Origin of the sequence: Mesorhizobium sp. M0998, from assembly GCF_040318885.1 — a bacterium.
Taxonomy (GTDB): Bacteria; Pseudomonadota; Alphaproteobacteria; order Rhizobiales; family Rhizobiaceae; genus Mesorhizobium.
The window spans coordinates 98,027-124,307 of record NZ_JAMYND010000015.1; the positions used below are offsets into that span (position 1 = coordinate 98,027).

Annotated in this window: 25 protein-coding genes, 1 other RNA gene and 1 pseudogene; 6 read left to right on the forward strand and 21 right to left on the reverse strand. The window is 62.2% G+C overall.

From position 1 onward, the window contains the following. Positions 1-48 precede the first annotated feature (48 nt). From NKH59_RS16600 to NKH59_RS16620, 5 genes are all read right to left on the reverse strand, one after another. A complete protein-coding gene (locus NKH59_RS16600) occupies positions 49-1,800 on the reverse strand; it encodes an acetolactate synthase 3 large subunit (protein WP_352471629.1) in 1,752 nt (583 codons plus the stop codon). Between the two features lie 352 nt (positions 1,801-2,152). Then, the gene (locus NKH59_RS16605; protein WP_352539572.1) at positions 2,153-3,313 is read right to left on the reverse strand and encodes a PcfJ domain-containing protein; all 1,161 of its coding nucleotides are present in this window, start codon (positions 3,311-3,313) and stop codon (positions 2,153-2,155) included. 219 nt (positions 3,314-3,532) lie between these two features. Continuing rightward, positions 3,533-4,060, reverse strand: a complete 528-nt coding sequence (locus NKH59_RS16610; protein ID WP_352471627.1) for a GNAT family N-acetyltransferase — start codon at positions 4,058-4,060, stop codon at positions 3,533-3,535. A 22-nt stretch (positions 4,061-4,082) separates the two neighbouring features. Further along, positions 4,083-4,394 (reverse strand): hypothetical protein, encoded by a 312-nt coding sequence (locus NKH59_RS16615; RefSeq protein WP_352471626.1) that lies wholly within the window; start codon positions 4,392-4,394, stop codon positions 4,083-4,085. A gap of 1 nt (position 4,395) precedes the next feature. Next, entirely contained in the window at positions 4,396-4,962 is a 567-nt protein-coding gene (locus NKH59_RS16620; protein WP_352539571.1) for a helix-turn-helix domain-containing protein, read from the reverse strand. 150 nt (positions 4,963-5,112) lie between these two features. On the opposite strand from NKH59_RS16620, the gene NKH59_RS16625 reads away from it, so the two are divergent. Beyond that, on the forward strand, positions 5,113-6,939 hold the full coding sequence (locus tag NKH59_RS16625) for an ATP-binding protein (protein WP_352539570.1): 1,827 nt from the start codon (positions 5,113-5,115) through the stop codon (positions 6,937-6,939). Between the two features lie 36 nt (positions 6,940-6,975). On the opposite strand, the gene NKH59_RS16630 is transcribed toward NKH59_RS16625, so the two are convergent. The 3 genes from NKH59_RS16630 to miaA all read right to left on the reverse strand — a co-directional run bounded on the left by NKH59_RS16630 (position 6,976) and on the right by miaA (position 9,361). Next, positions 6,976-7,362, reverse strand: a complete 387-nt coding sequence (locus NKH59_RS16630) for an ester cyclase (RefSeq protein ID WP_352539569.1) — start codon at positions 7,360-7,362, stop codon at positions 6,976-6,978. A gap of 131 nt (positions 7,363-7,493) precedes the next feature. Beyond that, positions 7,494-8,288 (reverse strand): GGDEF domain-containing protein, encoded by a 795-nt coding sequence (locus NKH59_RS16635; protein WP_352501016.1) that lies wholly within the window; start codon positions 8,286-8,288, stop codon positions 7,494-7,496. A 104-nt stretch (positions 8,289-8,392) separates the two neighbouring features. Then, a complete protein-coding gene (miaA, locus tag NKH59_RS16640) occupies positions 8,393-9,361 on the reverse strand; it encodes a tRNA (adenosine(37)-N6)-dimethylallyltransferase MiaA (protein WP_352539757.1) in 969 nt (322 codons plus the stop codon). Between miaA and serB the strand changes: the two genes are divergently transcribed. Then, positions 9,351-10,238 carry a phosphoserine phosphatase SerB gene (gene serB / locus NKH59_RS16645; RefSeq protein ID WP_353022391.1) on the forward strand — a complete coding sequence of 296 codons (888 nt, stop codon included), beginning with the start codon at positions 9,351-9,353 and terminating at the stop codon, positions 10,236-10,238. The two genes, miaA and serB, sit on opposite strands and share 11 nt — an antisense overlap. Beyond that, positions 10,235-10,807 carry a GNAT family N-acetyltransferase gene (locus tag NKH59_RS16650; RefSeq protein ID WP_352539567.1) on the forward strand — a complete coding sequence of 191 codons (573 nt, stop codon included), beginning with the start codon at positions 10,235-10,237 and terminating at the stop codon, positions 10,805-10,807. Before serB ends, NKH59_RS16650 begins: the two co-directional genes overlap by 4 nt. A gap of 47 nt (positions 10,808-10,854) precedes the next feature. Here NKH59_RS16650 and NKH59_RS16655 read toward each other — a convergent pair whose 3' ends face one another. From NKH59_RS16655 to NKH59_RS16675, 5 genes are all read right to left on the reverse strand, one after another. Next, positions 10,855-12,372: a DegQ family serine endoprotease gene (locus NKH59_RS16655; RefSeq protein WP_352539566.1), complete on the reverse strand. Its 1,518-nt coding sequence runs from the start codon at positions 12,370-12,372 to the stop codon at positions 10,855-10,857. Positions 12,373-12,517: 145 nt separating this feature from the next. Beyond that, a complete protein-coding gene (gene hflC, locus NKH59_RS16660; protein ID WP_352539565.1) occupies positions 12,518-13,480 on the reverse strand; it encodes a protease modulator HflC in 963 nt (320 codons plus the stop codon). Continuing rightward, a complete protein-coding gene (gene hflK, locus NKH59_RS16665) occupies positions 13,480-14,574 on the reverse strand; it encodes an FtsH protease activity modulator HflK (RefSeq protein ID WP_352471619.1) in 1,095 nt (364 codons plus the stop codon). Before hflK ends, hflC begins: the two co-directional genes overlap by 1 nt. A 161-nt stretch (positions 14,575-14,735) precedes the next feature. Next, entirely contained in the window at positions 14,736-15,254 is a 519-nt protein-coding gene (locus NKH59_RS16670; RefSeq protein ID WP_352471618.1) for a dihydrofolate reductase, read from the reverse strand. Then, positions 15,254-16,264, reverse strand: a complete 1,011-nt coding sequence (locus tag NKH59_RS16675) for a DUF4424 domain-containing protein (protein ID WP_352539564.1) — start codon at positions 16,262-16,264, stop codon at positions 15,254-15,256. The genes NKH59_RS16670 and NKH59_RS16675 overlap by 1 nt, the downstream gene beginning before the upstream one ends. Before the next feature lie 141 nt (positions 16,265-16,405). On the opposite strand from NKH59_RS16675, the gene cobF reads away from it, so the two are divergent. After that, positions 16,406-17,179, forward strand: coding sequence for a precorrin-6A synthase (deacetylating) (gene cobF, locus NKH59_RS16680; RefSeq protein WP_352539563.1), 774 nt, complete (start codon positions 16,406-16,408; stop codon positions 17,177-17,179). A gap of 33 nt (positions 17,180-17,212) precedes the next feature. Here cobF and NKH59_RS16685 read toward each other — a convergent pair whose 3' ends face one another. The 6 genes and pseudogenes from NKH59_RS16685 to NKH59_RS16710 form a co-directional block, all read right to left on the reverse strand. After that, positions 17,213-17,554 (reverse strand): winged helix-turn-helix domain-containing protein, encoded by a 342-nt coding sequence (locus NKH59_RS16685; RefSeq protein ID WP_023676697.1) that lies wholly within the window; start codon positions 17,552-17,554, stop codon positions 17,213-17,215. Positions 17,555-17,635: 81 nt separating this feature from the next. Then, complete coding sequence (modC, locus tag NKH59_RS16690; RefSeq protein WP_353022393.1) at positions 17,636-18,748, reverse strand: molybdenum ABC transporter ATP-binding protein; 1,113 nt, start codon at positions 18,746-18,748, stop codon at positions 17,636-17,638. After that, positions 18,745-19,449, reverse strand: a complete 705-nt coding sequence (gene modB, locus NKH59_RS16695) for a molybdate ABC transporter permease subunit (protein WP_352539561.1) — start codon at positions 19,447-19,449, stop codon at positions 18,745-18,747. The genes modC and modB overlap by 4 nt, the downstream gene beginning before the upstream one ends. A gap of 15 nt (positions 19,450-19,464) precedes the next feature. Further along, positions 19,465-20,256: a molybdate ABC transporter substrate-binding protein gene (gene modA, locus NKH59_RS16700; RefSeq protein WP_352539560.1), complete on the reverse strand. Its 792-nt coding sequence runs from the start codon at positions 20,254-20,256 to the stop codon at positions 19,465-19,467. Between the two features lie 286 nt (positions 20,257-20,542). After that, on the reverse strand, positions 20,543-21,337 hold the full coding sequence (locus NKH59_RS16705; RefSeq protein WP_352539559.1) for a thymidylate synthase: 795 nt from the start codon (positions 21,335-21,337) through the stop codon (positions 20,543-20,545). A 113-nt stretch (positions 21,338-21,450) separates the two neighbouring features. Next, positions 21,451-21,761, reverse strand: a pseudogene (locus NKH59_RS16710) (DUF2853 family protein). Between the two features lie 161 nt (positions 21,762-21,922). Between NKH59_RS16710 and ssrA the strand changes: the two are divergent. Beyond that, positions 21,923-22,278, forward strand: a transfer-messenger RNA (tmRNA) gene (ssrA, locus tag NKH59_RS16715). Between the two features lie 98 nt (positions 22,279-22,376). Here ssrA and NKH59_RS16720 read toward each other — a convergent pair. Continuing rightward, positions 22,377-24,173, reverse strand: coding sequence for an acetolactate synthase 3 large subunit (locus NKH59_RS16720; RefSeq protein WP_352539558.1), 1,797 nt, complete (start codon positions 24,171-24,173; stop codon positions 22,377-22,379). Positions 24,174-24,578: 405 nt separating this feature from the next. On the opposite strand from NKH59_RS16720, the gene NKH59_RS16725 reads away from it, so the two are divergent. Beyond that, positions 24,579-25,319 (forward strand): SDR family oxidoreductase, encoded by a 741-nt coding sequence (locus NKH59_RS16725; RefSeq protein WP_352539557.1) that lies wholly within the window; start codon positions 24,579-24,581, stop codon positions 25,317-25,319. Here NKH59_RS16725 and NKH59_RS16730 read toward each other — a convergent pair. Then, a complete protein-coding gene (locus tag NKH59_RS16730) occupies positions 25,273-26,208 on the reverse strand; it encodes a LysR family transcriptional regulator (RefSeq protein ID WP_352501028.1) in 936 nt (311 codons plus the stop codon). The genes NKH59_RS16725 and NKH59_RS16730 overlap by 47 nt on opposite strands. Positions 26,209-26,281 lie beyond the last annotated feature (73 nt).

The following is a 26,281-nucleotide window of genomic DNA, read 5'->3' on the forward strand; positions in this document are numbered from 1 at the left end:
AAACTTTTGCGCTAATCTGCTGTTTTCGCACAGCTTCCTTGAACCAGACTACACCAGTTCCCTACCCTTGGCGTCGATCGCGTTGGCGACAGCTTCGTCCGTCGCCTCGTCCGGCAACAGCATCTCGTTATGCGCCTTGCCGGACGGGATCATCGGGAAGCAGTTGGCGAGCGTCGCCACGCGGCAGTCGAACAGGACGGGCTTCTTGACCGCGATCATCTCCTTGATGGCATCATCGAGTTCGTCCGGCTTGTCGCAGCGAATGCCGTGGCCGCCATAGGCTTCGGCGAGCTTGACGAAATCCGGCATCGCCTCGGTGTAGGAGTGCGACAGCCGGTTGCCGTGTAGCAGCTGCTGCCACTGCCGCACCATGCCCATATACTGGTTGTTGAGGATGAAGATCTTGATCGGCGCCTCGTGCTGCACCGCCGCGCTCATTTCCTGCATCGTCATCTGCACCGAGGCATCGCCGGCGATATCGATGACCAGCGCATCCGGGTGCGCGATCTGCACGCCGAGTGCCGCCGGCAGGCCGTAGCCCATCGTGCCCAATCCGCCAGAGGTCATCCAGCGGTTCGGCTTCTCGAAATGATAGTGCTGCGCCGCCCACATCTGATGCTGGCCGACCTCGGTGGTGATGTAGGTGTCGAGGTCCTTGGTCAGCGCATAGAGCCGCTGGACGGCGTATTGCGGCATGATCACCTCGTGGTTCATCTTGTAGGCGAGCGAATCGCGCGCGCGCCATTTGGCAATCTGCTCCCACCACGGGTGAAGCGCTTTCTTGTCGGCCTTGGCGGTTGCCCGCCACAGCCGCACCAGATCCTCCAGCACACGCCCGACATCGCCGATGATCGGCACGTCGGTATGGACGTTCTTGTTGATCGACGACGGGTCGATGTCGATGTGGATCTTCTTCGAATTCGGCGAAAACGCCGTCAGCCGCCCGGTGATGCGGTCGTCGAAGCGCGCACCGATGCAGAGCATGACGTCGCAATCGTGCATCGCCATGTTCGCTTCATACGTGCCGTGCATGCCGAGCATGCCCATCCAGTTCTTGCCCGACGCCGGATAGGCGCCGAGGCCCATCAGCGTCGAGGTGATGGGAAAGCCGGTGAGGTCGACCAGCTCGCGCAGCAGATGGCTCGCCTCCGGGCCGGAATTGATGACGCCGCCGCCCGAATAGATGATCGGCTTTCGGGCAGCCCCCATCAGCTCGACCGCCGCCTTGATCTTTTCCAGATCGCCCTGGACCTTCGGTTGGTAGCTGGTGCGCGGCGCCGTCTGCGGCGGGACATAGATACCCCTGGCGAACTGCACGTCCTTCGGGATGTCGACGACGACCGGACCGGGGCGCCCTGTCGTTGCCACATGGAAGGCCTCGTGGATCGTTGCCGCGAGCTCGTTGACGTCCTTGACCAGCCAGTTGTGCTTGGTGCAGGGCCGCGTGATGCCGACCGTGTCGCACTCCTGGAACGCATCCGAGCCGATCAGCGAAGTCGGCACCTGGCCGGTCAGGCAGACCAGCGGGATCGAGTCCATCAGCGCGTCCTGCAATGGCGTCACCGCATTGGTGGCGCCCGGCCCTGAGGTCACCAGCATGACGCCGGCCTTGCCAGTCGAGCGCGCATAGCCTTCCGCCGCGTGGCCCGCGCCCTGCTCGTGGCGGACGAGGATGTGCTCGACCTCGTCCTGCTGGAAGATTTCATCGTAGATTGGCAGAACCGCGCCGCCCGGATAGCCGAAAACATGCTTGACGCCATTGTCCTTCAGCGCCTGCACCACCATTTCGGCACCCGTCATTTCGCTCCTTGGCATTTCAGTTCTTGGCATTTCGCGCCGCTCATTCTGTCCACTGCTCATCGTTCTGGTCCCGTACTGTTCGCCATCTGGCGATTGCTCGTCGTTTAGTCGTGTTTCGGGCAATAAAAAAGGCCCCCGAGGGAGCCTGTGTCTTGCGCATGGGAGGTCACCGCCCGGCGGTTACACCGCCTTGCCCACGCGCTTTCCTACGAGAATGAGTGCCTTTTTCATGGTGGCGGACAATAGAATTGGTTTGACGCCGCTGTCAACGGCGAATGTGCACTTGGCCCGACGTCGGCACATCCGCCCATTATGCACCCGCGCCGCCTTTCCGCCGCGCGGGTGTTCCGTTTCAGGCGCAGAGCACCACACCCCTCGCCTTGGCCCAGCGCTCGATGATCTTGCGCTCCTCGAGCGAGGCGAGACGATTGCCGAAACCGCGCACCTGCACCGCACGGTTTTGCGGGTCGAGTTCGATCGTCAGCAACCGCTCGATCTTGCCCAGCGCCGAGCGCCGCAGCACCCAGATCGAGGCATTGCCGGCGATGCATTTGGCCGCGTATATCGAGACGCAATGATGCATCGCCCGGCTCTCGGCGACCAGATCCTCGGCTGTCTTCAACTGACGGACGAAGAAACGCTCGCCATGCGCCTTTGCCTCCTTGGTCGACGGCTGCCAGTCCCAGTCGTCCAGGCACGAGCCGTCCCAGGCGCGACCCTGCGACTGCGTCCCGGCAGTACGCGTGGTCCGCCCGGCAGCGCGGCGGCGCATTGCCTCGATGCGTTCGATCGCGGCAATGTCTCGATGCCATTCCAGCATCTGCCGACGCAGCGAGGCAAGCGTGCGACCCTTCAGGCTGTACGCCGCATCGCGCTGGTGCACGGCGCCGATATAGTCGCAAAGATCGTCGATCTCCTCCTTCGACGCGGGTTGCCCGCAGAAGAACCGTGTCACCTCGCGCCAGAAGGCCAGATCGTTACGTGGCGTGCGCGCGATTTTCGACTTGGCAAGTCGGGCCGCCAACCCGGAATCATCCGTGTAGGACCGGGCGATCACCACCCAAAATGCCTCGTCGAACGTGAAATCGCCGGGCAAGTTCAAGAAGCAATGCACCTCCTTGCGAGACAGCCACGCACAGGCGCCCGCCTTGTAAAGCGAGTCACCACGTGCCACTGCGGTATACCAAGCCTTGCGAAGCGCAATCTCGCCGGCATTCAACCCCGAGCTGTCCAGCCAGATCCCCTCGAGCGCGGCTGTAACCGGGTAGCGCGCATAGAGATGGCGCGCCGCGGCCAGCCGCAGCCGCGCGGGGTCGCGCGTCTTCAGCTTTGGACGCCACAGCGCGCCGTCGCGGATCGCCATGCCGGCAAAGCCCCGACGTGCCTCGTCGAGCGCCCGCTCGAAATCCGGAGCGGGACGCGGGACAGGAAAAACCCGCCGCAGCGTTACGGCATATGCTTCAATGCGTTCGCGCTCGGCATCCTGCCTGCGCTGGATCATGGACTTTGCCATGGCCGTTCTTCCTGATTGGAACCCTGTCAGCCGCACGCAATTCCAGCGTCGGCACGGAATGTGTCGATCTGGATCGCCGGGTCATTGACAGGTCTCCTTTCAGGACGACGGATCAGAATGGGCGGCTTCTCTAAGCTCGCCGCCAATTTGACGCAAGAGCTATTCTTTCCACGCCCGCGATGGTCTGACGGGTGTTGCAAAGGTGCATCGTTGTCGCCATCAGCGTGTCCGGCCGACGCGTTTCCAGTAGATGAGGGTGCCTGTGAGCCCGCCATGCGGCTTCAGCGCATAATCCGGTATTTCGCCGGCCAGCGTGAAGCCGAGCTTTTCATAGAGCCCGGAAGCCCCCTCCTCTTTTGCCGTGTCGAGGACCAACAGCGTGCGGCCTTTCTCCACAGCAACGGCTTCCGCCGCCTCCATCAGGCGGGTTGCGATGCCCTTGCCGCGGTAATCGAGGCGGATCATCAGCTTGGCGATCTCGGCCCGGTGCGGCTGGTTGGGAGGGCAGTCGAGCAGCAAGGTGATGGTGCCGACCAGAGCCTCGCCGTTCCAGGCCCCAAGCACCGCCCTTTCGCCTCTGGCGGCCGCCTGAAGCGACTTGTTCCAGAAGGCCGCGGCCATCTCCGGCACCAACGGATGCATGAAGCTGACCGAGCCGCCGGCAGCGACTGTCCCGATCAGCAGTTCCGTCAGCATTTTTTGCGTTCCGTCAGCATTGCTGAGTGGCCTGATTTCGATCGAACTCATGTCGTTCCCCTGTCGCCGTCCGTCAGTCGAAACGACTGGTCCGCTTCCGCTTCCTGGCCCGCCGGATTTCCGCGATGCGATCGGCGTCTTCCTCTTGCAGATGTCGCCCGCGTTCCAGCAGTTCGAGCGTGTATTCCTCATAGGTCAGGCCCAGCCGCTCGGCCTTGTGCAGCCGCATCAGCATGATCTCGCGGCTCGGCACTTTCCATGCCTGGGCATGGGCGGTCTGCCAGGCAAGAAACACATAGGGGTCGCCCTTGCCCCAGGGCGGACCGTCATAGTCGTCGAGCGGCGGACCGCCATTGTCGCAGCGTTTTGGACGGCGCGCCTTCACCTCAGCTCCTGGCCAACGCAACCAGATAGTCGGCGGCGTCCGGCCCCGGAGCGTGAAAGACGCAATCGGATGGCGCGCCGAGCGCCAGGCAGTCGCCCGGTTCGAGCCGGTGAACGATGTCTCCCTCTGTGAATTCCAGCCGCCCGGAGATCAGCCATATCTGTTGCCTGATGAAGGCATAAGACGCCGCCGGGAAACTTACCTTGGCGCCGGCCGGCAACTGGATCCGGATCAGTTCGAGGGGTATGTCGGAGACCGGCGAAAGATGCCGCCGCACATAACCCGTAGCCGGATCGCGCCAGAGCGGCTGGTCACGTTCGCGAAGCAGGCCACCGCCCTGCAATTCCGCCCTTGCGATCAATGTGGACAGCGTCATGCCGAAGGCGGCCGCAATACGCACAAGGAGTGCCGCCGTCGGGCTGGTCATGCCGCGTTCTACCGTGCTCAGCATGGCTTTCGAAACATTGGACCGCTCCGCCAGCTCTGCCAGGGACCAGCCTCGAGCCACTCTTTCGGTATGTATTCTTCTGCCGATGGTCGAGGAGATGTCGTTCGCTATATCATCCATTAATCCAATATATCGAAATTCTTCTACAGAGCAACGGCCGTTTCATCCAGTTTTCGCAAACACCTTAATGTCCGCTAAACCATCCGGCCTCATCCCACCTTAACCCCGTTCGCCTAGGCTCATCGCTTGGGAAAAGGGACCGGCGTATCCATGCTCGTTGAACGCGAAGCCTCCATTGGGGAACCGACTTTGCTGGAGCGCCGCAGGGCGGAGCAGAACGACAAGCGCATTCTGGGCAATGTCGTGCAATGCGACGGCGCGCGCGCCACCATCAGCGCCTATGCCGACGATATCGAAGGCACGGTCACCGGCCTGTGGAGCGTCGGCAAGATGATCTCGATCAATCTCGGTACATCACGAACCGTCGGCCTGGTCTATGAAATCGGCAAGTCGGATCGTGCGTGGAGCAGCGAGGGCCAGAATCCGATCGAGGTCAGCATCGAATTGATCGGCGAGGTGCGCGACGGGGCCGAACCCGGCGCGAAGCCGATCTTCGACCGTGGCATCACAACCTACCCGCATATCGGCGCCATTGCCCATCGTATCCGCAGCCGCGACCTGCAGGCCGTCTACGATCTCGCAGGTCGTCATTCGATCACCATCGGCACGCTGTCGCAGGACGAGGCGATCGACGCCAATATCGCCATCGACGATACGCTGGCGCGGCATTTCGCCATTGTCGGCACCACCGGGGTCGGCAAATCGACCGCCGTGTCGCTGCTCTTGCGCAAGTCGATCGCCGCCCGGCCCGACCTGCGCGTGCTCATCCTCGATCCACACAACGAGTTCGCCGCGTCGTTGCCCGAATATTGCGTCAGGGTCGATTCGACGACGCTCGACCTGCCCTTCTGGATGTTCAAGCTAGAGGAATTTGCCGAGGTGCTGTTTCGCGGCCGCGAGACGGTCCCGGAAGAGGTCGACGCCTTGCGCGATCTCATCCCCGCGGCCAAGAACCTCTACCGCAATCCGAACTCCGGCAACTATCTACGGCGCAGCACCGATGCGCTGACCGCAGACGCGCCGGTGCCCTATCGCATTGCCGACCTCATCAAGCTGGTCGACGAGCGCATGGGGCTGCTGGAAAGCAAGAACGATCGCCCGACCCTCAGGTCACTGAAGACACGTATCGAATCGGCGGCATCCGATCCGCGCTACCGTTTCATGTTCAACTCGCGCCTGATCGAGGACACCATCCACGAGACGATCGGCAACATCTTCCGCGTGCCGCATCACGGCCGCCCGGTGACCTGCTTCGAAATGGCCGGCATGCCGTCCGAGGTGGTCAATTCCGTTTGCTCGGTCCTGGCGCGGCTGGCCTTCGACCTGGCGTTGTGGAGCGAAGGCCGCCTGCGGCTGCTCTTCCTGTGCGAGGAAGCGCATCGCTATATGCCGGCCGATCCGCGCCTCGGTTTCGCGCCGACGCGGCACGCGCTGTCGCGCATCGCCAAGGAAGGCCGCAAATATGGCTGTTATCTCGGCGTCGTCACCCAGCGCCCGGGCGAACTCGACCCGACCATCCTGTCGCAGTGCTCGACGTTCTTTGCCATGCGGCTCGCCAACGAGCAGGACCAGGCGATCATCCGCTCGGCGATCGCCGATTCCTCGGCTTCGACGCTCGCGTTCCTGTCTTCCATGGGCCAGCGCGAGGCTATCGCCTTCGGGGAAGGCGTGGCGACGACGATGCGGATGAAGTTCGAAAAGCTCTCCGAGGATTTGATCCCCGGCACCGCCAAACGCGAGAATGCCTTGCCGTCCGAAACCGGCGACGAGGTCGACCTCGTGGCGATCGTCGAACGGCTGCGCAACGTGCCGAAATCACAACAGGCAATGCCTTTCGCGGAAGTCGTCGATCCGGGCCGGCAGGCCGGCGATTCGGACTATCGCAAGCGGTCGGCCGCACGCACCCAGCGAAACGACGATTTCGACTTGCGCTACGGCCTCAAGCCGGCGACCTTCGGCCTGCGTCCCCCAGAATGATTGAGCCGAGCGACTTTTAGGCAGCGCTCGCAGATATCAAAGCTGAGTTTCGATGGCTGTCTTGTCTATAACTGACCACACCTGGCGAATTTTCCCTCTCTGAAGCTCATAAAATACGTTCTCGGCAAACGAAATTCTCTTCCCGCTTACATCGAGCCCAAGGAACGTTCCCCTTGGCGCGCAGTCGAAGCTTAGCCGGCTCGCTACATAAGGCGGATCGGCAACCAATAGCTGAATGTTGAAATAAAGGTCCGGAATTTCGTCGAAGTCTCTCACCAACATCTCGAGATAGCCGGACAATCCGAGCTTGCGACCGTTGTGGGTCACTTCATCATGAACAAACCTCCCCAGATTTGGCCAATCCTGCTTGTTCAGGCATGCAATATAGCCTCGGTAAAGACCGGAGAGATCGGATTTAGTCACGGCAACACCTCTATTTCCGGCAAGCCCCGCAAAGGCAGCATCTCAGCTTGACGGGGTGATGTCGGTCTGCGTGCACCGGAAACGAAGAAAACGATACCAGACGGCCGGAATCACGAATTCAATGACGGAATTCAGGCACAGACGCGGTTGCGCCCTTGCCTCTTCGCCTCATAGAGCTGGCGATCGGCGCGGCGATAGAACTCCTCGGCGGTTTCCTTGCGATCCCAGACGGCAAGCCCGACGCTGGTGGTGATTTTCAGTCGGACATTGCCCGTCAGCACCGACATGTTGGCGATCGCCTTGCGGATGCGCTCGGCGAATTTGGATAGCAGCTCGGCGTCCATATTGGGCGTGACCACCGCGAACTCCTCGCCGCCCAGGCGCGCCACCACGTCGTGATAGCGTGTCATGTCCTTGAGACAGTTGGCGACCGCCCGCAACACCTCGTCGCCGACATCGTGGCCGTGGCTGTCGTTGACCTGCTTGAAATGGTCGAGGTCGAGGATCATCAGCCCTACTGGTTTCTCGATGCGGCGGAACTCTTCGAGATATTCCTTCAGCGCATCGTCGAAATAACGCCGGTTCTGCATGCCGGTGAGGCTGTCGGTGAGCGCCGCATGCTCCAGCGTCTCCGAACGCGCGCTGAGCGAAACGGTCATGGCGCGCAGCTTGCCTTCTTCCGTCGCCTGCTTTCGGATCAGCGGGTAGATGAAGAAAATGCCGAAGAACAGCGCAGTCGCCAACAGCACGCCCGTCGCAAACAGCAGCTTGTTGAGATAGACGATTTCATCGAGTTTTGAAGGCGTATTGCTAATGTCGGCGGCCAGGGTTTGCAGGAGCCCATAGGCGTAAAGCGTCACCAGGCCGGCGGCCAGGATCACAAAAATAAAGACGAAAAAGGCTGATTCCGCCTTGTGGAAACGCATCTGCTCCCCGTTGGAAAGTTCGTAGCGATCTTATGGCATGCGGGAACTTACGGACAGTTAACCTGGACAACTTCAACGCGAAATGTCCCCTCGGTGTCGACTTTTCAGGTTGCGCTCGAAGGAGGGAGTGAGAGCATCGAGTCGATCCCCCCATCAGGACGCAATCTCTGCCATTCCGGGCCCAATTGGTGCCTGAACCAGGTCGCCTGCCGTTTGGCATATTGCCGCGTCGCGATTTTCGCGCGCTCGATGGCCTCGGGAAAACTGAAGGCGCCGGCCAGCGCGGCCTGAAGCTCGCGAACACCGATTGCTTTCATCGCCGGCAGGTCGGGATCGAGGCCGAGCGCTGAAAGCTGTTTCACCTCGTCCAGTGCCCCCTCATCCAGCATGCGGTCGAAGCGGGCATCGATCCGCTCCACCAGAGCCGCTCGCTCCGGCTCGATGACGAAAAAACGCGCGCTGCTGCCGTCGATCAACGGCCGGCCACGCGCGGCCTGCCAGTCCAGGATGGAACGGCCCGACGCGTCGAGCACCTCCAGCGCCCGCACGATGCGCTGGCCATCCGTCGGCTTCAGCATCATGCCGGCCGCAGAATCCTCGCGCAACAGGATGCGGTGCAATCTCACTGCGCCCTGTTCCTGGAGCTCGTAGCGCCAGCGGTCGCGGATCGACTTCGGAATGTCGGGCATCTCCGAGATACCTTCCGTGAGCGCCCGGAAATAAAGCCCGGTTCCGCCGACGAAAATCACTGGCCGCTCCGAAAGCGTGCCGTCGTCGATCAGCTTTATGACATCACGCAACCAGGCGCCGGTTGAATAGGCGGTGGACGGATCGACGTGTCCATAAAGAAAGTGGGGGACGCGGGCGAGTTCGGCAGGACCAGGCCGCGCCGTCAGCACGTCGAGCACCGAATAGCCTTGCATGGAATCGGTGTTGACGATGACACCGCCATTGCGCTCGGCGAGGTCGAGTGCGAGCGCCGACTTGCCGCTGGCGGTCGGCCCGGCTATCAGGATCGCGTTCTTCAGGCGGCCTTCGCCCGCCCGTCCGCTGGAATTTTCGATGCCGCTGATCGCCACGCTTCTATCCCATCCCGCCGGCCGCGCATTGACGTCGACGCTAGCGAATATGGCCTCGCGGTCGGTCGGCGCAAGCGCTGTTCGCTGGCTGGCCGAAGGCATCGCCTGCGAGCTCGACTTGCCGGAGACCGCCGACGCTTCCGAAATAACGGCGCGCCTGCGTGCCGCGCTGGCTTCCGAACCGATCGACGTGGCCGTCCAGCCGGCCGAGAACAGGCGCAAGAAGATCCTGATCGCCGACATGGATTCGACGATGATCGACCAGGAATGCATCGACGAGCTTGCCGACGAGATCGGCGTCAAGGATCGCGTCGCCGCCATCACGGCGCGATCGATGAACGGCGAGATCGCATTCGAGCCGGCCTTGCGCGAGCGCGTGGCGCTGCTCAAGGGTCTCGATGCCGCAATCATCGACCGCATCATCGACAATCGCCTGACGCTAGCCTCCGGCGGCCGCACGCTCGTCCAGACAATGGCGGCCAATGGCGCCTGGACGGCGCTGATCTCCGGTGGTTTCGACATCTTCACCACCCGCATCGCAGCATTGCTCGGCTTTCACGAAAATCGCGCCAACCGCCTGATCGAGCAGGATCGCCGCTTCACCGGCCTGGTCGCCGAACCGATCCTCGGCCGCGCCGCCAAGGCCGAAGCCCTTATCGAGATTTCCGCCCGCCTCGGCCTGACGCCTGCCGATGCCATTGCCGTCGGTGACGGCGCCAACGATCTCGACATGATCCGTCTTGCCGGCATCGGCGTCGCCTTGCATGCCAAGCCGGCCGTGGCAGCCGAGGCAAAGATCCGTATCGACCACGGCGACCTCACCGCCTTGCTTTATCTGCAGGGTTATCGCCGGGAGGAATTTGTCGAATGACGCCGATCCGCACCGAGCGCCTGATCCTGCGCAACTGGGGAGATCGTGACCGCGAGCTCTTCCATCGCATCAATTCCGACGAGTTGGTCATGGAATTCTTTCCGTTTCGCCGCGACCGCGCCCAGGCTGACGCCAAGATGGAGGAGTTGCGCGCGGCTATCGATCGCGACGGCTTCGGCTTCGCGGCCGCTGAGATCGCAGCCACAGGTGAATGCATCGGCTTCGTCGGCATAACCGGAACCGATCATTTGCCATTCCTGCCGCGCGGCACGATCGAGATCGGCTGGCGGCTGGCACCCGAATTCTGGGGCCGCGGCTATGTCACCGAAGCAGCCGAAGCCTGGCTCACCTATGGCTTTGAAAGACTTGGCCTCGACGAAATCGTGTCCTTCGCAGTCAAGGATAACAGCCGGTCCACTGCCGTTATGGAGCGCCTGGGCATGATCGCCGACCCCGCCTCCGATTTCGACCATCCCGGTGTTCCGGACAGCCACACCGCACTCAGGCGACATGTCTTCTACAGGCTGTCACGCACAGACTGGCAGGCAAGAAAAAGAGCGGCCCGCTAGCCGCCCTTTTTCGTTTCAAGATCAGAGCATTGCAGGCTCCTCCGGACTCAATCCATCCGGATTGTCACAAACCTCAGCTCGCCGGTCTTCGACGCCAGCATCAACAGCGCGTTCTTGCGCCCCTGCTCCTTCAGCGCGCCGATCCGGTCCATGACGTCCTTGGGCGTTGCGACCGATTCCTGCGCGATCTCGGTGATCACCTCGCCCGGCTGGATGCCGCGTTCGGCAGCCGCCGAATCCTTGGAGACGTCGGTCACGACGACGCCGGAGACGTCGGCGGCGATGCCGAATTTCGTGCGCGTCTCCTCATTGAGCTCGCCGATCGTCATGCCGAGCACGGCAGCCGTCGAAACCGCAGGCGCCTTGTCGGCATCGTCCTGGTCGGCGTTGCCGTTTTCACCGCCGCTGGCAAGCTTTTCGCCGTCCTCGAGCCGGCCGAGCGTCACCTTGACGGTCTGCTCGACCCCTTTGCGCACGATGATCACGTCGACCGCCTTGCCGACCGGGCTCTCCGCCACGACGCGCGGCAGGTCGCGCATTTCATGGATGTCCTTGCCGTCGAATTTGATGATGACGTCGCCGGCCTGGATTGTGCCGTTGTCGACCGGCCCGCCCTTGATGACGCCGGCGACCAGCGCGCCCTTGGCGGTCGCCATGCCCAGGCTTTCGGCAATGTCGTCGGTCACCGGCTGGATGCGCACGCCGAGCCAGCCGCGCCGCGTCTCGCCGAACTGGCGAAGCTGGTCGACGACGCCCGAGGCAAGCTGCGACGGGATCGAGAAGCCGATGCCGATCGAGCCGCCCGATGGCGAGATGATTGCCGTGTTGATGCCGATGACCTCGCCGCTGCTGTTGAACAGCGGTCCGCCGGAATTGCCGCGGTTGATCGCGGCATCGGTCTGGATGAAGTCGTCATACGGGCCGGAATTGATGTCGCGATTGCGTGCCGAGACGATGCCGACCGTCACCGTGCCGCCGAGACCGAACGGATTGCCGATCGCCATCACCCAGTCGCCGACACGCATCGTGTTGGAATCGCCGAACTTCACCGCCGTCAGCTTGTGCCCTTTCGGATCGACCTTCAGCACCGCGACATCGGTCTTGGTGTCGGTGCCGACCAGCGTCGCCTTGAGCGTCACCCCATCGGAGAAATTCACCTCGATGTCGTCGGCATCGGCAATGACGTGGTTGTTGGTCACCACGATGCCCTGCTCGGCGTCGACCACGAAGCCGGAGCCCAGCGACTGCACCTTTTGCCCGCCGCCGCCCTTGTCGCCGCCACGGTTCTTGAAGAAATCGTCGAAGAAGTCCTGGAAGGGCGAGCCCTCCGGCAGCTGCGGCATCGGCACTGCGCCCGGCCCTTCAGTGCCTTTAACAGTCTGCGACGTCGAGATGTTGACCACGGCGCCAAGCAGGCCGGCGGCGAGATCGGCAACCGAGGGCGGCCCGTCGGCTGCCATCGTCGGCGCCACGAACGACGGAACGGCAATGGCGCCGACCAGAAGCGCAGCGGCCCCGGCGATGAACGTCCGCCTCGCTGCACGCAGAAGGGTGGTGGATGTCATCGAAAGGCCTCCGGGTGTTCTGAAAAAAGCGCTTCGGCAAAAAACGCCGCGTCGCGTCATGTTGGCAAGAAATAAGGCACGTTTGCGGCTATGGCTACCGCCAGAGAATAAATCCTCTGTTACGCCGGCTATCCCTGCACCGGCCCTACTGGCCGGTGCTTGGCTGAGCCGCCGGTGGCGCGGGAGCGGCAGGTGCTGGCGGTGCTGCCGCCGGTGCCGCAGGCGTTTCCTTGCTGTCCGGGTCGCGGAAGAAGCGGAAGAACTCGGAATTCGGCGACAGCACCATCGTCGTTCCTGCGCTGTTCAGCGCCGTGCCATAGGCATTCATCGACCGGTAGAAATCGAAGAAGGCCGGATCGCGCTGATAGGCCCCGGCAAACGTCGCGCTGCGCTGGGCTTCACCTTCACCGCGCAGGATTTCAGACTCTTTCTGCGCTTCGGCGACGATTTCGACCACTTCGCGGTCGGCGCGAGCCCTGATCCGCTGCGCTGCCTCGTTGCCGCGCGCCCTCAGCCGCTCGGCTTCGGCGAGACGTTCGGCCTTCATGCGGTCGAAGGTCTGCTGCGAGACTTCGGCCGTGAGATCGGTGCGGCGGATGCGGACATCCTCGATCTGCAGGCCAAGCGAGGTGGCATCAGGCCTCAGCTGATCGCGCACCTCGCGCATCATCACGGCGCGCTCTTCCGAGAGTGCCGCCTCGAAGTCGCGCAGGCCGTAGACGCGGCGCAAGGCAGCGTCGAGACGCGTCCTCAGCCGGGCCTCGGCCAGTTCGATCTGGCCGGAAACCGCGGCGCGGAACACACGCGGGTCCGAGATACGATAGGCGATAAAGGCATCGACCTCATAGAATTTGCCGCCCGAAACCTGGACACGGATGTTGTCGAGGTCGAAGCGCAGGACCCTGTTTTCGATCAGCTGGACGGTGTCGGCATCGAAGAAGGAGAATGGCGCCTTGAAATAGATGCCCGGCTGGTTCTTGACGTCGACGATTTCGCCGAACCTGAGCACCAGCGCCTGCTGGCGCGCATTGACGACGAAGACCGACGAATAGAGCAGGAACAGGATGACCGCGGCGATGACCGCAATGACGGGAAGACGGTTGGCCATCACTGGTTTCCTCCGGTGGCCGGTGCCGGCGCCTTCTGCTGCAATGCCGGCAGCGGCAGGTAGGGAACCACCCCTTGCCCGTTGCCTTGCTCGACGATGACCTTGCTCGAATCCTTCAGCACCCTCTCCATCGTCTCCAGGTAGAGCCGCTTGCGCGTCACTTCCGGCGCCTTTGCATATTCGTCATAGACCGAGATGAAGCGCTGCGCCTCGCCTTCGGCCTCCTGCACGACCCGGTTCTTGTAGGCGGCCGCGTCTTCGCGGATCTGTGCGGCCGCACCGCGCGCCTGGCCGAGCTTCTGATTGGAATACTGATTGGCCTGCTCGACGAACTTGTCCTCGTCCTGTTCGGCCCGCTGCACCTCGTCGAACGCGTCTGCCACCTCGCGCGGCGGCGCGGCGTCCTCGATGGAAATTGCGTTGACGTTGAGGCCGGCCTTGTAGCCGTCCAGCGTCGTCTGGATGATCTCACGCACCGACGCCGCAATGCCTTGCCGGTCGTCGCGGAAAATGTCCTGCGCCGGGCGCCGGCCGACCGCTTCGCGCATCGCGCTTTCGGCGACCTGCTGCAGCATGCCGCCCGGGTCGGACACGTCGAACAGATAGGCCTTCGGGTCGGAAACCTGATAGGCCACCGAGAATTGCACGTTGACGATGTTCTGGTCGCCGGAAAGCATCAGGCCATCGCCGCTGGTGCTGCCGCCGCCGATGCTGACAAGCTGCTCGGCGATGTTAGCGGTCTCGACCGTTTCGATGGGCCACCAATGGAAATGCAGGCCCGGCTGCGACAGCTCCGCCTTCGGCTTGCCGAACCTGAGCTCCACCGCAACTTCATCTGGCTGGACGGTGTACACTGCCTTGAACGCCCATAGCACCACCAGCGCCGCGGCAATCAGCCCGAACACGGCAGGGCTCGCGCCACCGCCGCCCGGCAGCGCGCGCCGCAACCGGTCCTGCCCGCGCCGGATGATATCCTCGAGATCGGGAGGCGAGCCCTGCGGGCCGCTGGGTCCTTTTGGTCCCTGACCCCAAGGCCCCTGATTGTTGCCGCCGCCCCACGGGCCGCCGCCGCCGCTCTTGTCGTTCCAGGGCATGAATGTCCTTTCGCTTGGAATTCCCTCAAGCGCCGGCTCACCGGCGCAAAATCCAATATTATTCTTCTATAGGGATGCGACGGCACGCTTTCAACGCGATCGGCTGCCGCCACTGTCCGCCTTTGGGTCCATCTAGACCTGTCGCGACCCCTTTGTCGCCTTCAATGCACGTCGCGGCGCCGCTCGTAAACCGAATAGCGTGTCGCATGGCTGTCCTTTTCGCCAGCCTCCACCTCCTGCGAGCGGACGATCCGCCACAGCGCCGGATCGATCGGCGGGAAATGGGCATCGCCGTCGACCGCGGCCAGAACATGGGTCACGTGCAGCCGATCGGCCAACGGCAGCGCCTGAGCGTAGATTTCGCCTCCGCCGATGACGCAGATCTCGTCGGCGCCGGCCATGCAGCGCCCGCGCACCGTCGCCAGCGCGATTGCGTCCTCGATCGAGTGCGCGACTTCGACGCCCTCGGCGCGCCATGCCTTGTCTCGTGTCACCACGATGTTGAGCCTGCCCGGCAATGGGCGGCCGATGCCTTCATAGGTCTTGCGGCCCATGATGATGGGCTTGCCCATCGTATCGGCTTTGAACCGCTTGAGATCGGTGGACAGCCGCCACGGCAACCCACCCTCGCGCCCGATCACGCCGTTCTCGGCGATGGCGACATAAAGCGCGAGGTCCATCAGCCGCCGTTTCCGCCATCCGACGGCTCCAGCAGCAATATGTCGATGTCATGCTCGGGGTAGAAGTTCTGCGCCTTCATCTCGAACGTCGTCGGTCCGATCTTCCTGACGTTTTCGCCGCAAAACGAGACCAGGTTCTTCGCATCGCCCTTGTCGACGGTCAGCTTGAAACTGCCGATGTTTCCCGACGCCCAGTTGCCGCCCGTGGTCAGGATATAGGCGATGCGGTTCTCGAAATATTTGGGGTAGCCGTCGGGATCGTCCTTGGCTGCCTTGCGCACGGCATTCTCGAAGGCATCGTCCATGCAGTAGCGTGTCTTGTAGGCGGCATACTGACCCTGGAACTGGCCGTCATAGAAGAAGCTGACCGAGGAGGTGCCGCCGACGCTCGGCTTGTAGCGATGCGAGACATGGACCGCCTTGTTGGCCGGAAACGTCGAGCGCCACCAATAGGTCGAGCGCAATTGCCAGAACGGCGTATAGACGGTCTTCATGCCCGAACCGTCGTCAGCAGTGTCCTCGATGATGATGCCGCGGTTGACCCAGTCGTCGGCGACCGCTTGCGGCAGCTTTGCCAGCGCTGCCTTGGCCGCATCGCCGAACGGATAGAACGGCACGCCCTGCGCCTTCAGGTCAGCGCCGATGTCGATGCCGAGCGCGAACACCTTCTGCTCTAGCTGCGGCTTTGCCGGCACCCCGTCGATCGTCACTTCGAAGCCGAGGAAATTGTCGCTCTGCGCCTCCGGAATCGCTGGTATTTCTTCGGGGTCGCCTTCGATGTCGGGCATCGGAAAGGCGACGATCGCATCGACATCCTTGTCGGTATTGTTGCGGAAGACGTAATCGACCATCACTTTTTCCGGCGAGATGTAGAGATCCTCGCTTTCCATCGCCACCGCATCGCTGCGCGAAAGGATCAGCCCACCGGTGCCGAGTTCGGCGACCGAATCATTGGCGAGCGCAGGCGTAGCCGAGAGCGCCAAGGCTGCGGTCAGGACGTAACGGAACATGGAAACTCCCCCGGCGAGAATGCCAACATGACTCTAGCTGTTCAATGTGGCGTTTCAAAGCCTTTCGGCAAATGCGCCGGCGCCTGCCGGCATGTCGTGTCGGTCTAGACACGCCGGTCCCGATCGGGCAGGAGTTCGCCCATGCGCAAGCTTCTCGTCATCGGCATCGGCGCCGGCAATCCGGAACACATGACGGTCCAGGCCATTAACGGTCTCAATCGGGCCGACGTGCTGTTCATTCCTGACAAGGGCGCCAAGAAGAACGATCTCGCCGAATTGCGCCGCCAGATCTGCGACCGCTTCGTCATTAATCCGAACTCGCGCCGTGTCGAATTCGACGTGCCGGTGCGCGCCGAGCCGGCGCCTTCCTACCGCTCGACCGTCGACGACTGGCACGAGGCGATCGCCGCGATCTACGAAGGCCTGATCCGCGACGAACTCCCTGAAGATGGCTGCGGCGCCTTCCTGATCTGGGGCGATCCGTCGCTCTACGACAGTGCGCTGCGCATCCTTGAGCGCGTGCGCCTCAGAGGCAATGTAGCGTTCGAGCTGGAGGTCGTCCCTGGCATCACCGCCATCCAGGCACTCGCAGCCAGCCACAAAATGGCATTGAACCGGATCGGCGACGCCATTTTGATCACCACCGGCCGCCGGCTCGCCGAGGAAGGTCTGCCCGAAAACGCCGGCAGCACCATCGTCATGCTGGACGGCAAATGCGCCTTCAACACGCTGGACGACAACGACGTCACCGTTCACTGGGGCGCCTATCTCGGGACGCCTGACGAGATCGTCATCTCGGGCCGGATTGGCGACGTCGGCGACAAGATCGTGACCACCCGTGAGCAGGCCCGCCGGAAAAAAGGCTGGATCATGGACACCTATCTGCTGCGCAAGCCGGGCGAGCCTAAGAAGTAACAGGGATCACACGCGGCATGAATTCCGCCGGCGTCACGCTGCGTCGATCTCGGCCTGCAGCGCCTCCATATGCGCCGCCGCTGCTGAAGACGCAGCCCGCTCGATCGCGCGGAAGCGGCTGACCACAGCAAGCCCGACCGACGTCAACTGGGCGCCACCGCCTTTCTTGCCGCCTGTCTGCGCCGCAACCAGCGGTTTGCCGAACACGCGGTTCATGTCTTCGACCAGATCCCAGGCGTGCTTGTAGGACATCTCCATGCCGCGTGCCGCGGCTGAAATCGAGCCGAAGGCGGCGATCTGTTCCAGAAGCTCGATCTTGCCCGGTCCGATGCGGCCATCTGGATCGAGATTTATCCGCAAACTCAGCGACGGCATTTGCTCCTCCGCGGTCACGCTATTCTACAAGTTCCGCGCCGATACCGCTATTCCAAAACGATATAGCGAATCATCGGCCGTTCACTCATCCGCCTCGGCGGGCAGGCCGGCGCCGGTATTCGCCCGGTCGAAGCTCACCGTCTTGACCACGGCGAAGACCTGTCGACCAAGCCGAAGCTCCAGTGTCTGCCGCGACTGTTCGGTGATGCGGGCAAGCACGGTTGCGCCATTGCAGTCGATGCCGATCTCGACCGTGGGCCCTTCGCCCGGCTCTATCGCCACGATCGTGCCCGGCAATATGTTGAGCGCGCTGAGGCCAACCGGCTGCTCGGTGGCGATCATCACGTCGCGGGCACGGATGCGGACGCGCACCGGCGCACCGACTGGCGTTGCCAGAAGCGGCACCCGGATCTCGCCCGCCAATGAGCCTAGCACCGTCATGCCAAAGGCTTCGTCGTGGCGCAGAACCGCGGTATCCAGCACGCCACCGCCCTCGCCGCGCTCTTCGGCCGGCAATAGATCCAGACGCTGCATGATCGCACCGGTCGGACCGGAAGCGGCGACCTTTCCTTGCATCAGCACCACGACGTCGCTCGCCAGCCGCGCCACTTCGGCGATCGAGTGGCTGACATAGACGATCGGAATTTTCGTCTCGTCGCGCAGCCGCTCGATGTAAGGCAAGATCTCGGCCTTGCGCCGCTCATCGAGCGACGCCAGCGGCTCGTCCATCAGCAGCAATTTCGGACTGGCAAGCAGCGCCCTGCCGATTGCCACGCGCTGCTTCTCGCCACCGGAGAGTTTTGCCGGCCGCCGATCGAGCAAATGGCCGATCCCGAGCAGTTCGACCACACCATTGATATCGGCGTAACGCTCGGCAGCCGGCGTGAACCAGCGGCCATAGCGCAGATTGCTCGCCACGCTCATATGCGGAAACAGCCGCGCATCCTGGAACACCATGCCGATCCGCCGTTTGTGCTTCGGCACGAACAGACCGGCATCGCTATCGACCAGCACGCGGCCCTCGGCCGCGATGCGACCTTTGTCGGGGCGGATCAGCCCGGCAATCAAATTGATCAGCGTCGTCTTTCCGGAGCCGGAAGGCCCGAACAGCGCAGTCAGCCGCCCGGCGCTTTCGAAACGGGCATTGACGATGAAATCGCCAAGCCGGTGGCTGATGTCGACCTGAACCGTCATTCGATGTCCATCCGCCGGCCGACACGCCGCGCCAGCACTTCCGAGGCAACAAGTGCCGCCATCGAGATGACGATCGAGATCAGCGTCAGCCTGAGCGCGCCGGCGTCGCCGCCGGGAACCTGCGTGAAAGTGTAGATCGCCGACGGTAGCGTCTGCGTCTCGTTCGGAATGTTGGAGACAAAGGTGATCGTCGCGCCGAATTCGCCCATCGCCTTGGCGAAGGAGAGGATCGCACCGGCGATCAGCCCGGGCAGGATCAGCGGCAGCGTGATCGTGCCGAATACCCATAGCGGATTGGCGCCGAGCGTGCCGGCGGCCGCCTCGATTTTGCGGTCGACGGCCTCGATCGACAGCCGGATGGCCCGCACCATCAGCGGAAAGCCCATCACGCCGCAGGCGAGCGCGGCGCCAGTCCAGCGGAAGGAAAAAACGATCCCGAAATGTTCGGCCAGGAAAGCGCCGGCCGGACCACGCTTGCCGAAAGTCAACAGCAGCAAATAGCCGGTCACCACCGGCGGCACGATCAGCGGCAGATGCACCAGACCATTGAGCAGCGTCTTGCCCCAGAACTGGCCGCGGGCAAGCACAAGAGCGATCAGGATGCCCGGCGGCAGGCTGGCAATCATCGCCACGGTCGCCACCTTGATCGACAGCCGGACCGCATTCCATTCGTCGGGAGCGAGATCCAGCAGCCAGTTCATGTGCGGTGCCGTACGTCAGTTGCTCGGCGCGAGGATTGTAAAACCTTGCGCCTTGAAGAGTTCGCCAGCCTTGGCGGATTGCAGGCATTTCAGGAATGCCGGCGTATCCCTGCTCTTCGAATCCGCAAGCTGGGCGACTGGATAGATGATCGGCGGATGGGTACCCGCGGGGAAAGTGCCGACCACCTTCACGCCAGGCTCCGCATGCGCATCCGTGGCGTAGACGATGCCGAGTGCTGCCTCGCCGGTCGACACCAGCTTTAGGGCGGCGCGGACATTCTCGGCCTGCGCCACCTTGCCTTCGACCGAAGACCAGGCACCGAGCGATTCGAGGGCTGCCTTGCCGTATTTGCCTGCCGGCACAGCTTTGACATCGCCCATGGCAAGTTTGCCGTCACCGACGAGCTTGGCAAGATCGAAACCCTTTTCGATCCTGGTTTCAACCTTGGAATCCCGTGGCGCAACCAGAACGATCTGGTTACCGAGCAGTTTCACTTCGGTTTCGGGCTTGGTCAGCTTCCTGTCAGCAAGATATTTCATCCAGTCGAGATCGGCCGAGATGAACAGGTCTGCTGGCGCGCCGCTTTCAATCTGCCTGGCCAGCGCCGAGCTCGCCGCGTAGGAAATGGTCGCCGGCTCGCCGACATCGGCCTCGCAGGCCTTGTTGACGGCATCGAGCCCATCCTTCAGGCTCGCCGCGGCAAACACGACCACCTTGTCATCGGCATGGGCCGCCGGCACCGCGGCCATCAGGATGGCGGCGAGACCCGCGATGGCAATCGTCGTCGAACCTTTGCGCGCCAGCATGAAACTCTCCTCGTCTCGGAACGCCCGAAGCCGTCCATCGATATATCCATGTGAACATAACAAGGAAAGGCTCTTTACCGCCTACGGCATTCTGAGCTGAGGTTTTCCCGGCCTGCGATAATCTTCGTTGGATACAGCGGCACCGAGGCCGAAGGAAATATTCATATGAAAATCAGCGACCAGGGATTGCGCGTCAAGTCGACGTCGGCCGATCGAGATGGATGCTGACAACGCCCGAGGGCGCAGCCGCAGTAGGCAATGTCGATATGCACGGTCGGCTATGGTGCTAGACTGCGATCGGTGCCTTGATCGTCGCGTCGGCGAAATAGTTCTCGAGCCGGAAATCCTCGAAGCGGAAGGCAAAGAGATCCTTCACCTCGGGATTGATCCACAGCGTCGGCAACGCCTTGGGCGTGCGCCGCAATTGTTCGCGCGCCTGCTCGAAATGGTTCGAGTAAAGATGCGCGTCGCCGAGCGTGTGGATGAAATCGCCGGGTTTCAATCCGGTCACCTGCGCCACCATCAGCGTCAGCAACGCATAGGAAGCGATGTTGAACGGCACACCGAGAAAGATATCGCCCGAACGCTGGTAGAGCTGGCAGGAAAGCTTGCCTTCCGAAACATAGAACTGGAACAGGCAGTGGCAGGGCGGCAAGGCCATGGCCTCCACCTCGGCCGGGTTCCACGCCGAAACGATCAGCCGCCGCGAATTAGGATTTTGGCGTATCTCCTTCAGAAGATTCGCAATCTGGTCGATGGCGCCGTCATGGCCGTCCGGCCACGACCGCCATTGTTTGCCATAGACCGGGCCGAGATCGCCGTTCTCGTCGGCCCACTCATCCCAGATCGAGACGCCGTGATCGTTGAGATATTTGATGTTGGTGTCGCCGGCCAGGAACCACAAAAGTTCGTGGATGATCGACTTCAGGTGCAGCTTCTTGGTGGTGGTGACCGGAAAGCCGCGGGCCAGGTCGAAGCGCATCTGGTAGCCGAATACCGAGCGCGTTCCGGTGCCCGTGCGGTCGCCGCGATCGGCGCCGTTTTCCAGCACATGCTTCAGAAGGTCGAGATACTGGCGCATCGGCTCCGGTCCGATTCGGATTGTCAGCCATCATAGCCGAATGACCATCGGCCGAACACAGCAAAGCGAGACGATTCCAGCAGAAGTCTCACCAGCACCGGCGGCGAGGTTGCTCAGAGCGAGCCGAGCATGCCCAGATCCTTGGCGACGAGGTAATAGAATGTCACCCGGCTCTTGCTGTTGTCGGCCGCCATAGCCTTGCAGGTCTTTTCGATAGCCGCATCCGCCTTGGCACCGTCGGTGACGCCGAGCTTGCCGGCGACCCAGCTGTTCCTGACGCGCTTCAGTTCCTCCGGTCGGTGCAGGACACTAGCGAGGAATCGCGGTTCCTGAGCGCGATGCCCAGATGCTTGACGATCTTGGCGACCGCGTCGGCATCCGCCGCCGCATCATACTTCTTTACGTCTGCGAGATAATCGGCCATCGAATTTCCCCTCGTCGGCGCCACGGGATCCGGTCGATGAGGATTGTGGCGCGCTGCCGCAAGTATGCGCTAGGTCTCCTCACCGCCACAAAGCTTCGGTTGAGACCGGCTGCAAGTCAACCCTTCATGATCCACTTTGGCACGGACGAAAGTGGCATTCCGGCCTTTCATTTTCCACCGCCAGTCCCTATATTCGCTTCGTCGGCTCGACCGACTATGGCGATAAACAGGCGATGAAATAAGCCGTTCGGACCCGGGGGCGGTACCCGGCGCCTCCACCAAAAACCGCTGCTCAGGAGCGGCTTTTGCTGGGGGCGAAATAGGATCGACGAAGGTGTAAAGATCGTACTTTTGCCCGGCATTGTACCACCGTTATCGGGCTAAACTTATAGTTGCCAACGACAACTATGCGGAAGCACGTCTCGCCGCGTAAGCGGTGCGATAGCTTCAATTCAAGCCCTAGTGGTTCGCACTTCTAGGCGGGGTTCGGAGGTACCTGGCAACAGAAACCTCCATTTCTCCCCCTTTTTGATATGCGCAGCCGCAGGCTCGCCCGATATGTGCAGCTGCGGGCCTGGGCTTTTTACGCCCTGATACGCCCTGGCGCCGCTGCGTTCATACCAGTCCCTGGCTGATCGTTTCGATCGCGCTGCCAAAGGTCTCGTCGGCAGCCTCATGTGACAGAAGCATCTCATTGTGCGCCCTGCCCGTCCTGATCATCGGAAAACAATTGGCGAGCTTGGCAACACGACAGTCAAGGAGCACCGGCCGGTCCACATCGATCATTTCCTGGATCGCATCATCAAGGTCGGCTGGTTTGTCGCAGCGCAGGCCGACCGCTCCGAACGCCTCGGCCAATTTGACAAAATCGGGCAAAGCCTCGGAATAGGAATGCGCGAGGCGGTTGCCGTGGAGAATTTGCTGCCACTGGTGAACCATGCCCATATATCCGTTGTTCAGGATGAAGACCTTGATCGGCGCGTCGTACTGGACTGCCGTCGACATCTCTTTCATGGTCATCTGAACCGATGCGTCGCCGGCGATATCGATGACGAGGCTGTCCGGATGTGCGATCTGCACGCCCAGCGCCGCCGGCAGGCCGTAGCCCATCGTCCCGAGGCCGCCCGAACTCATCCAGCGGTTCGGCTTTTCCAAGCCGTAGAATTGGGCCGCCCACATCTGATGCTGGCCCACTTCAGTGGTGATGTATGTGTCGCGATCCTTCGTCAGCGCGTAGAGACGCTGCACCGCATATTGCGGCATGATCACATCCTTGTTCATCTCGTAGGAGAATGAATTGCGTGCGCGCCAGCCGACGATCCTTCTCCACCAGTCCTGGAGGCGGCCTCCCTCCGGTTTCTGAGGCAATGCGCGCCATAGACGAACCATGTCATCGAGAACATTGCCGACATCGCCTTGTATGCCGATATCGACGTGGACGTTCTTGTTGATCGAGGACGGATCTATATCGATATGGATCTTGCTGGAGTTCGGCGAAAAAGCGTCCACACGCGAGGTCACGCGGTCATCGAAGCGCGCGCCGACACAGATCATGACGTCGCAATCGTGCATCGCCATGTTCGCCTCATAGGAACCATGCAGACCGACCATTTTGAGCCAGTTCTTGCCGGAGGCGGGGTAAGCTCCAAGGCCCATCAGCGTCGAGGTGATCGGAAAGTCGGTCAGTTGAACCAGCTCCCGCAGCAATCTCGATGCTTCCGGGCCGGAATTGACGATGCCGCCGCCGGCATAAATAACGGGACGGCTGGCATTGGCCATCAGTGCTATCGCCTGGCCGATCTTGCCGATATCACCCTGCAGCTTCGGTCGATAATTTTTCAGCGCAGCAACACCCGATGGCGGGGTGTACACGCCGGACGCAAACAGAACGTCCTTTGGCATGTCGACGAGAACAGGCCCCGGTCGCCCCGACCGGGCGATGTGGAACGCCGTATGGATTGCTGACGCCACGTCATTGACGTCTTTGACCAAAGAGTTGTGCTTGGTGCAGGATCGCGTGATACCAATCGTGTCACATTCCTGAAAGGCATCGGAGCCGATCAATGTTGTCGGCACTTGTCCGGACAGACAGACGATCGGCACTGAATCCATCAGAGCGTCCTGCAGGGGCGTCACGGCATTCGTCGTGCCTGGGCCTGATGTGACCAGCATCACGCCGACCTTGCCCGTGGACCGGGCATAACCCTCCGCGGCATGGCCGGCGCCCTGTTCGTGGCGCACGAGGATATGTTTGATGTCGTCCTGCTGGAATATCTCGTCGTAGATCGGCAATATGGCCGCGCCGGGATAGCCGAAAATATGCTCCACACCATTGTCTTTGAGTGCGCGGAGAACGATCTCCGCTCCTGTCATGCGGTTGCTCGTATGCTGAATGGAATTATCGCTTGTCATGGTTCTGTCCCGTAGCGTGATGAGGATGGGTTGACGGGGCGTCGCCGAAATCGGGCGTAAGAAGAATTTCGGGCATAAAAAAAGGCCCCGTCGGGAGCCTGTTTGTGGCGCACGGGTGGCTGTCGCCGGATGGTTACACCATCCTGCCCGTGCGCTTTCCTACCACTGCAAGAACGATTGCGATCTTCATGATGATCGCTGCTACACAGAAAATCGCGCATCGTCAACGTCTCAGGCTGAGGCGTCTCAGGCTGAGGCGAAAGCCCAAGGGCCTCCCATCATCGGAACCTCCGATGGCAGCATTCGTTTCTTCCCGTTTCCCTTCTTCTACGCCTTTGCGGGACAAGGCCTCAGTTTCTCGCCGCGTGTGGTCATGCCCGGCGAGCTGCCTCATGGAGAGATAAGATGAACCAGGAAACCACACCAAAACACGAACGCATCCTGATCGTTGGCGGCAGTTCCGGCATGGGGCTGTCGCTGGCCGAACAGCAGCTTGCCGCCGGCGCCGAGGTTACGATCGTCGGCCGCTCCGAGGACCGGTTGTCGGCCGCACGGCAGCGCTTGCCTCACCCGGAAAGGCTGAGGACGATCGCCGCCGACATCACAAGCGAGGACGAGGTCCAGCGCCTGTTCCGGGATGTCGGCACGCTCGACCACATCGTCTCGACCGCCGCCGACGTTACCGGCGTCTATGTGTTGCTTCCCGAGATGGATATCTCGGTGGCGCGGAAAGTGATGGATTCCAAAGTCGTCGGACCGCTTCTTCTTGCCAAGCATGGCGCGCCTCGTCTGACGCCCGGGGGATCGATCACGCTGACCTCGGGCATCGCCGCCTATCGTCCGGCGGCGAAAGGCTCGGTGGTGGCAGCCGTTAATGGGGCACTTGGCTCACTCGCCTACGCGCTTGCCGTCGAACTGGCGCCGATCCGCGTCAACGTCGTTTCGCCCGGCTGGGTCGACACGCCGATTTGGGATGCCGTCGTCGGCAGCGGAAAGACAGCCGCGCTGGACGCCATGGCAAAGCGTCTGCTCGTCGGCCGGATCGGCCAGGCAGCCGACATTGCCCAAGCCATCACGTCCCTCATGCACAACGGCTTCATCACCGGAACCGTGCTTCATGTCGATGGTGGCCAGCGACTGGTCTAGCGATGGCCAAAATTTCGCGGACCATTGCAAGGAACAGCCGCAGCACCGGCGCTTGAATGCGGCGGTGGCGCCATACCATGGTGACCGGCGTCACCGGGCTGCTTCCGACCCAGGGCAGCACGACGATATTGGCGTCAGCCGCGGAAGCCACGAGACGCGGGACCAGCGCGCATCCAAGACCGCCTTCAACAAGGCTCCGTATCGCGCCCATGCTGGCGAACTCGCCGACGAGTTTTGGACGGTCAGGCAATGTTGCGGCAAACGTTTCGTCGAACATCCGCCTATAGACGCAACCGGGCTGGGTGACGAGGAAGGCCTCGTCGGCCAGATCGTCGGGCGTTATGGCAGAATATCCGGCCAACCGGTGATTTGCCGGCATTATGGTGACGAGCTCTTCTAATGCCACTTGCTCGCTTCGCAGCTCCGGCGGCGCCGCCGGGACGGCTCCGAAATGGAAAGATACGTCCAGCGCCCCGCTTGTCACGCCGGCACGCAACCCACTGCTATCGTCCGCCCTGAGGTTCAGTTCCACATCGGGATGGCGCCGATGGAATTCCGCCAGCACAGCTGGCAAGCGTGTCGAGCAAAGCGTCTCCAGGCCGCCGACAGTCAGGCGACCGGCAACCGTGCCGCTCGCGTCGGCGACTGCGGAACGGGCTTCGTCCGCGAGGTCGAGGAGATCGTTTGCATAGTCCAGCAGGCGTTGTCCCGCCGCCGTCAGCTTCAAGCCACGCCGTGATCTGTCGAACAGCGACGTGCCTAGATCGCTTTCCAGCGCCTGGATCTGTTCGGTCACGCTCGATTGGGCAAGATGAACCCGCTCGGAGGCGCGTGTGATGTTCAAGGTGGTGGCGACCGCCACGAAGGTTTTGAGATGTCGAAGCTGCATGTCCTGAACCCGTCATATAGGCATAGGCTGCTTTGAACCGGGACCGCAAACGTGAAAAGGCCGGGAACATCGC

Bases quoted from the DNA above. Each gene is read 5' to 3' on its own strand.
- NKH59_RS16685 (WP_023676697.1), bottom strand. From the start codon at position 17,554: ATGCCGTCGCTGAGTTTGCGGATAAATCTCGATCCAGATGGCCGCATC.
- NKH59_RS16605 (WP_352539572.1), bottom strand. From the start codon at position 3,313: ATGGCAAAGTCCATGATCCAGCGCAGGCAGGATGCCGAGCGCGAACGC.
- hflK (WP_352471619.1), bottom strand. From the start codon at position 14,574: ATGCCCTGGAACGACAAGAGCGGCGGCGGCGGCCCGTGGGGCGGCGGC.
- NKH59_RS16725 (WP_352539557.1), top strand. From the start codon at position 24,579: ATGAACCAGGAAACCACACCAAAACACGAACGCATCCTGATCGTTGGC.
- NKH59_RS16650 (WP_352539567.1), top strand. From the start codon at position 10,235: ATGACGCCGATCCGCACCGAGCGCCTGATCCTGCGCAACTGGGGAGAT.
- hflC (WP_352539565.1), bottom strand. From the start codon at position 13,480: ATGGCCAACCGTCTTCCCGTCATTGCGGTCATCGCCGCGGTCATCCTG.
- NKH59_RS16655 (WP_352539566.1), bottom strand. From the start codon at position 12,372: ATGACATCCACCACCCTTCTGCGTGCAGCGAGGCGGACGTTCATCGCC.
- NKH59_RS16730 (WP_352501028.1), bottom strand. From the start codon at position 26,208: ATGCAGCTTCGACATCTCAAAACCTTCGTGGCGGTCGCCACCACCTTG.
- modB (WP_352539561.1), bottom strand. From the start codon at position 19,449: ATGAACTGGCTGCTGGATCTCGCTCCCGACGAATGGAATGCGGTCCGG.
- serB (WP_353022391.1), top strand. From the start codon at position 9,351: ATGCCGCTGATCGCCACGCTTCTATCCCATCCCGCCGGCCGCGCATTG.
- modA (WP_352539560.1), bottom strand. From the start codon at position 20,256: ATGCTGGCGCGCAAAGGTTCGACGACGATTGCCATCGCGGGTCTCGCC.
- modC (WP_353022393.1), bottom strand. From the start codon at position 18,748: ATGACGGTTCAGGTCGACATCAGCCACCGGCTTGGCGATTTCATCGTC.
- NKH59_RS16635 (WP_352501016.1), bottom strand. From the start codon at position 8,288: ATGCGTTTCCACAAGGCGGAATCAGCCTTTTTCGTCTTTATTTTTGTG.
- NKH59_RS16620 (WP_352539571.1), bottom strand. From the start codon at position 4,962: ATGGATGATATAGCGAACGACATCTCCTCGACCATCGGCAGAAGAATA.
- NKH59_RS16610 (WP_352471627.1), bottom strand. From the start codon at position 4,060: ATGAGTTCGATCGAAATCAGGCCACTCAGCAATGCTGACGGAACGCAA.
- NKH59_RS16600 (WP_352471629.1), bottom strand. From the start codon at position 1,800: ATGACGGGTGCCGAAATGGTGGTGCAGGCGCTGAAGGACAATGGCGTC.
- NKH59_RS16675 (WP_352539564.1), bottom strand. From the start codon at position 16,264: ATGTTCCGTTACGTCCTGACCGCAGCCTTGGCGCTCTCGGCTACGCCT.
- NKH59_RS16705 (WP_352539559.1), bottom strand. From the start codon at position 21,337: ATGCGCCAGTATCTCGACCTTCTGAAGCATGTGCTGGAAAACGGCGCC.
- cobF (WP_352539563.1), top strand. From the start codon at position 16,406: ATGCGCAAGCTTCTCGTCATCGGCATCGGCGCCGGCAATCCGGAACAC.
- NKH59_RS16625 (WP_352539570.1), top strand. From the start codon at position 5,113: ATGCTCGTTGAACGCGAAGCCTCCATTGGGGAACCGACTTTGCTGGAG.
- NKH59_RS16670 (WP_352471618.1), bottom strand. From the start codon at position 15,254: ATGGACCTCGCGCTTTATGTCGCCATCGCCGAGAACGGCGTGATCGGG.
- NKH59_RS16720 (WP_352539558.1), bottom strand. From the start codon at position 24,173: ATGACAAGCGATAATTCCATTCAGCATACGAGCAACCGCATGACAGGA.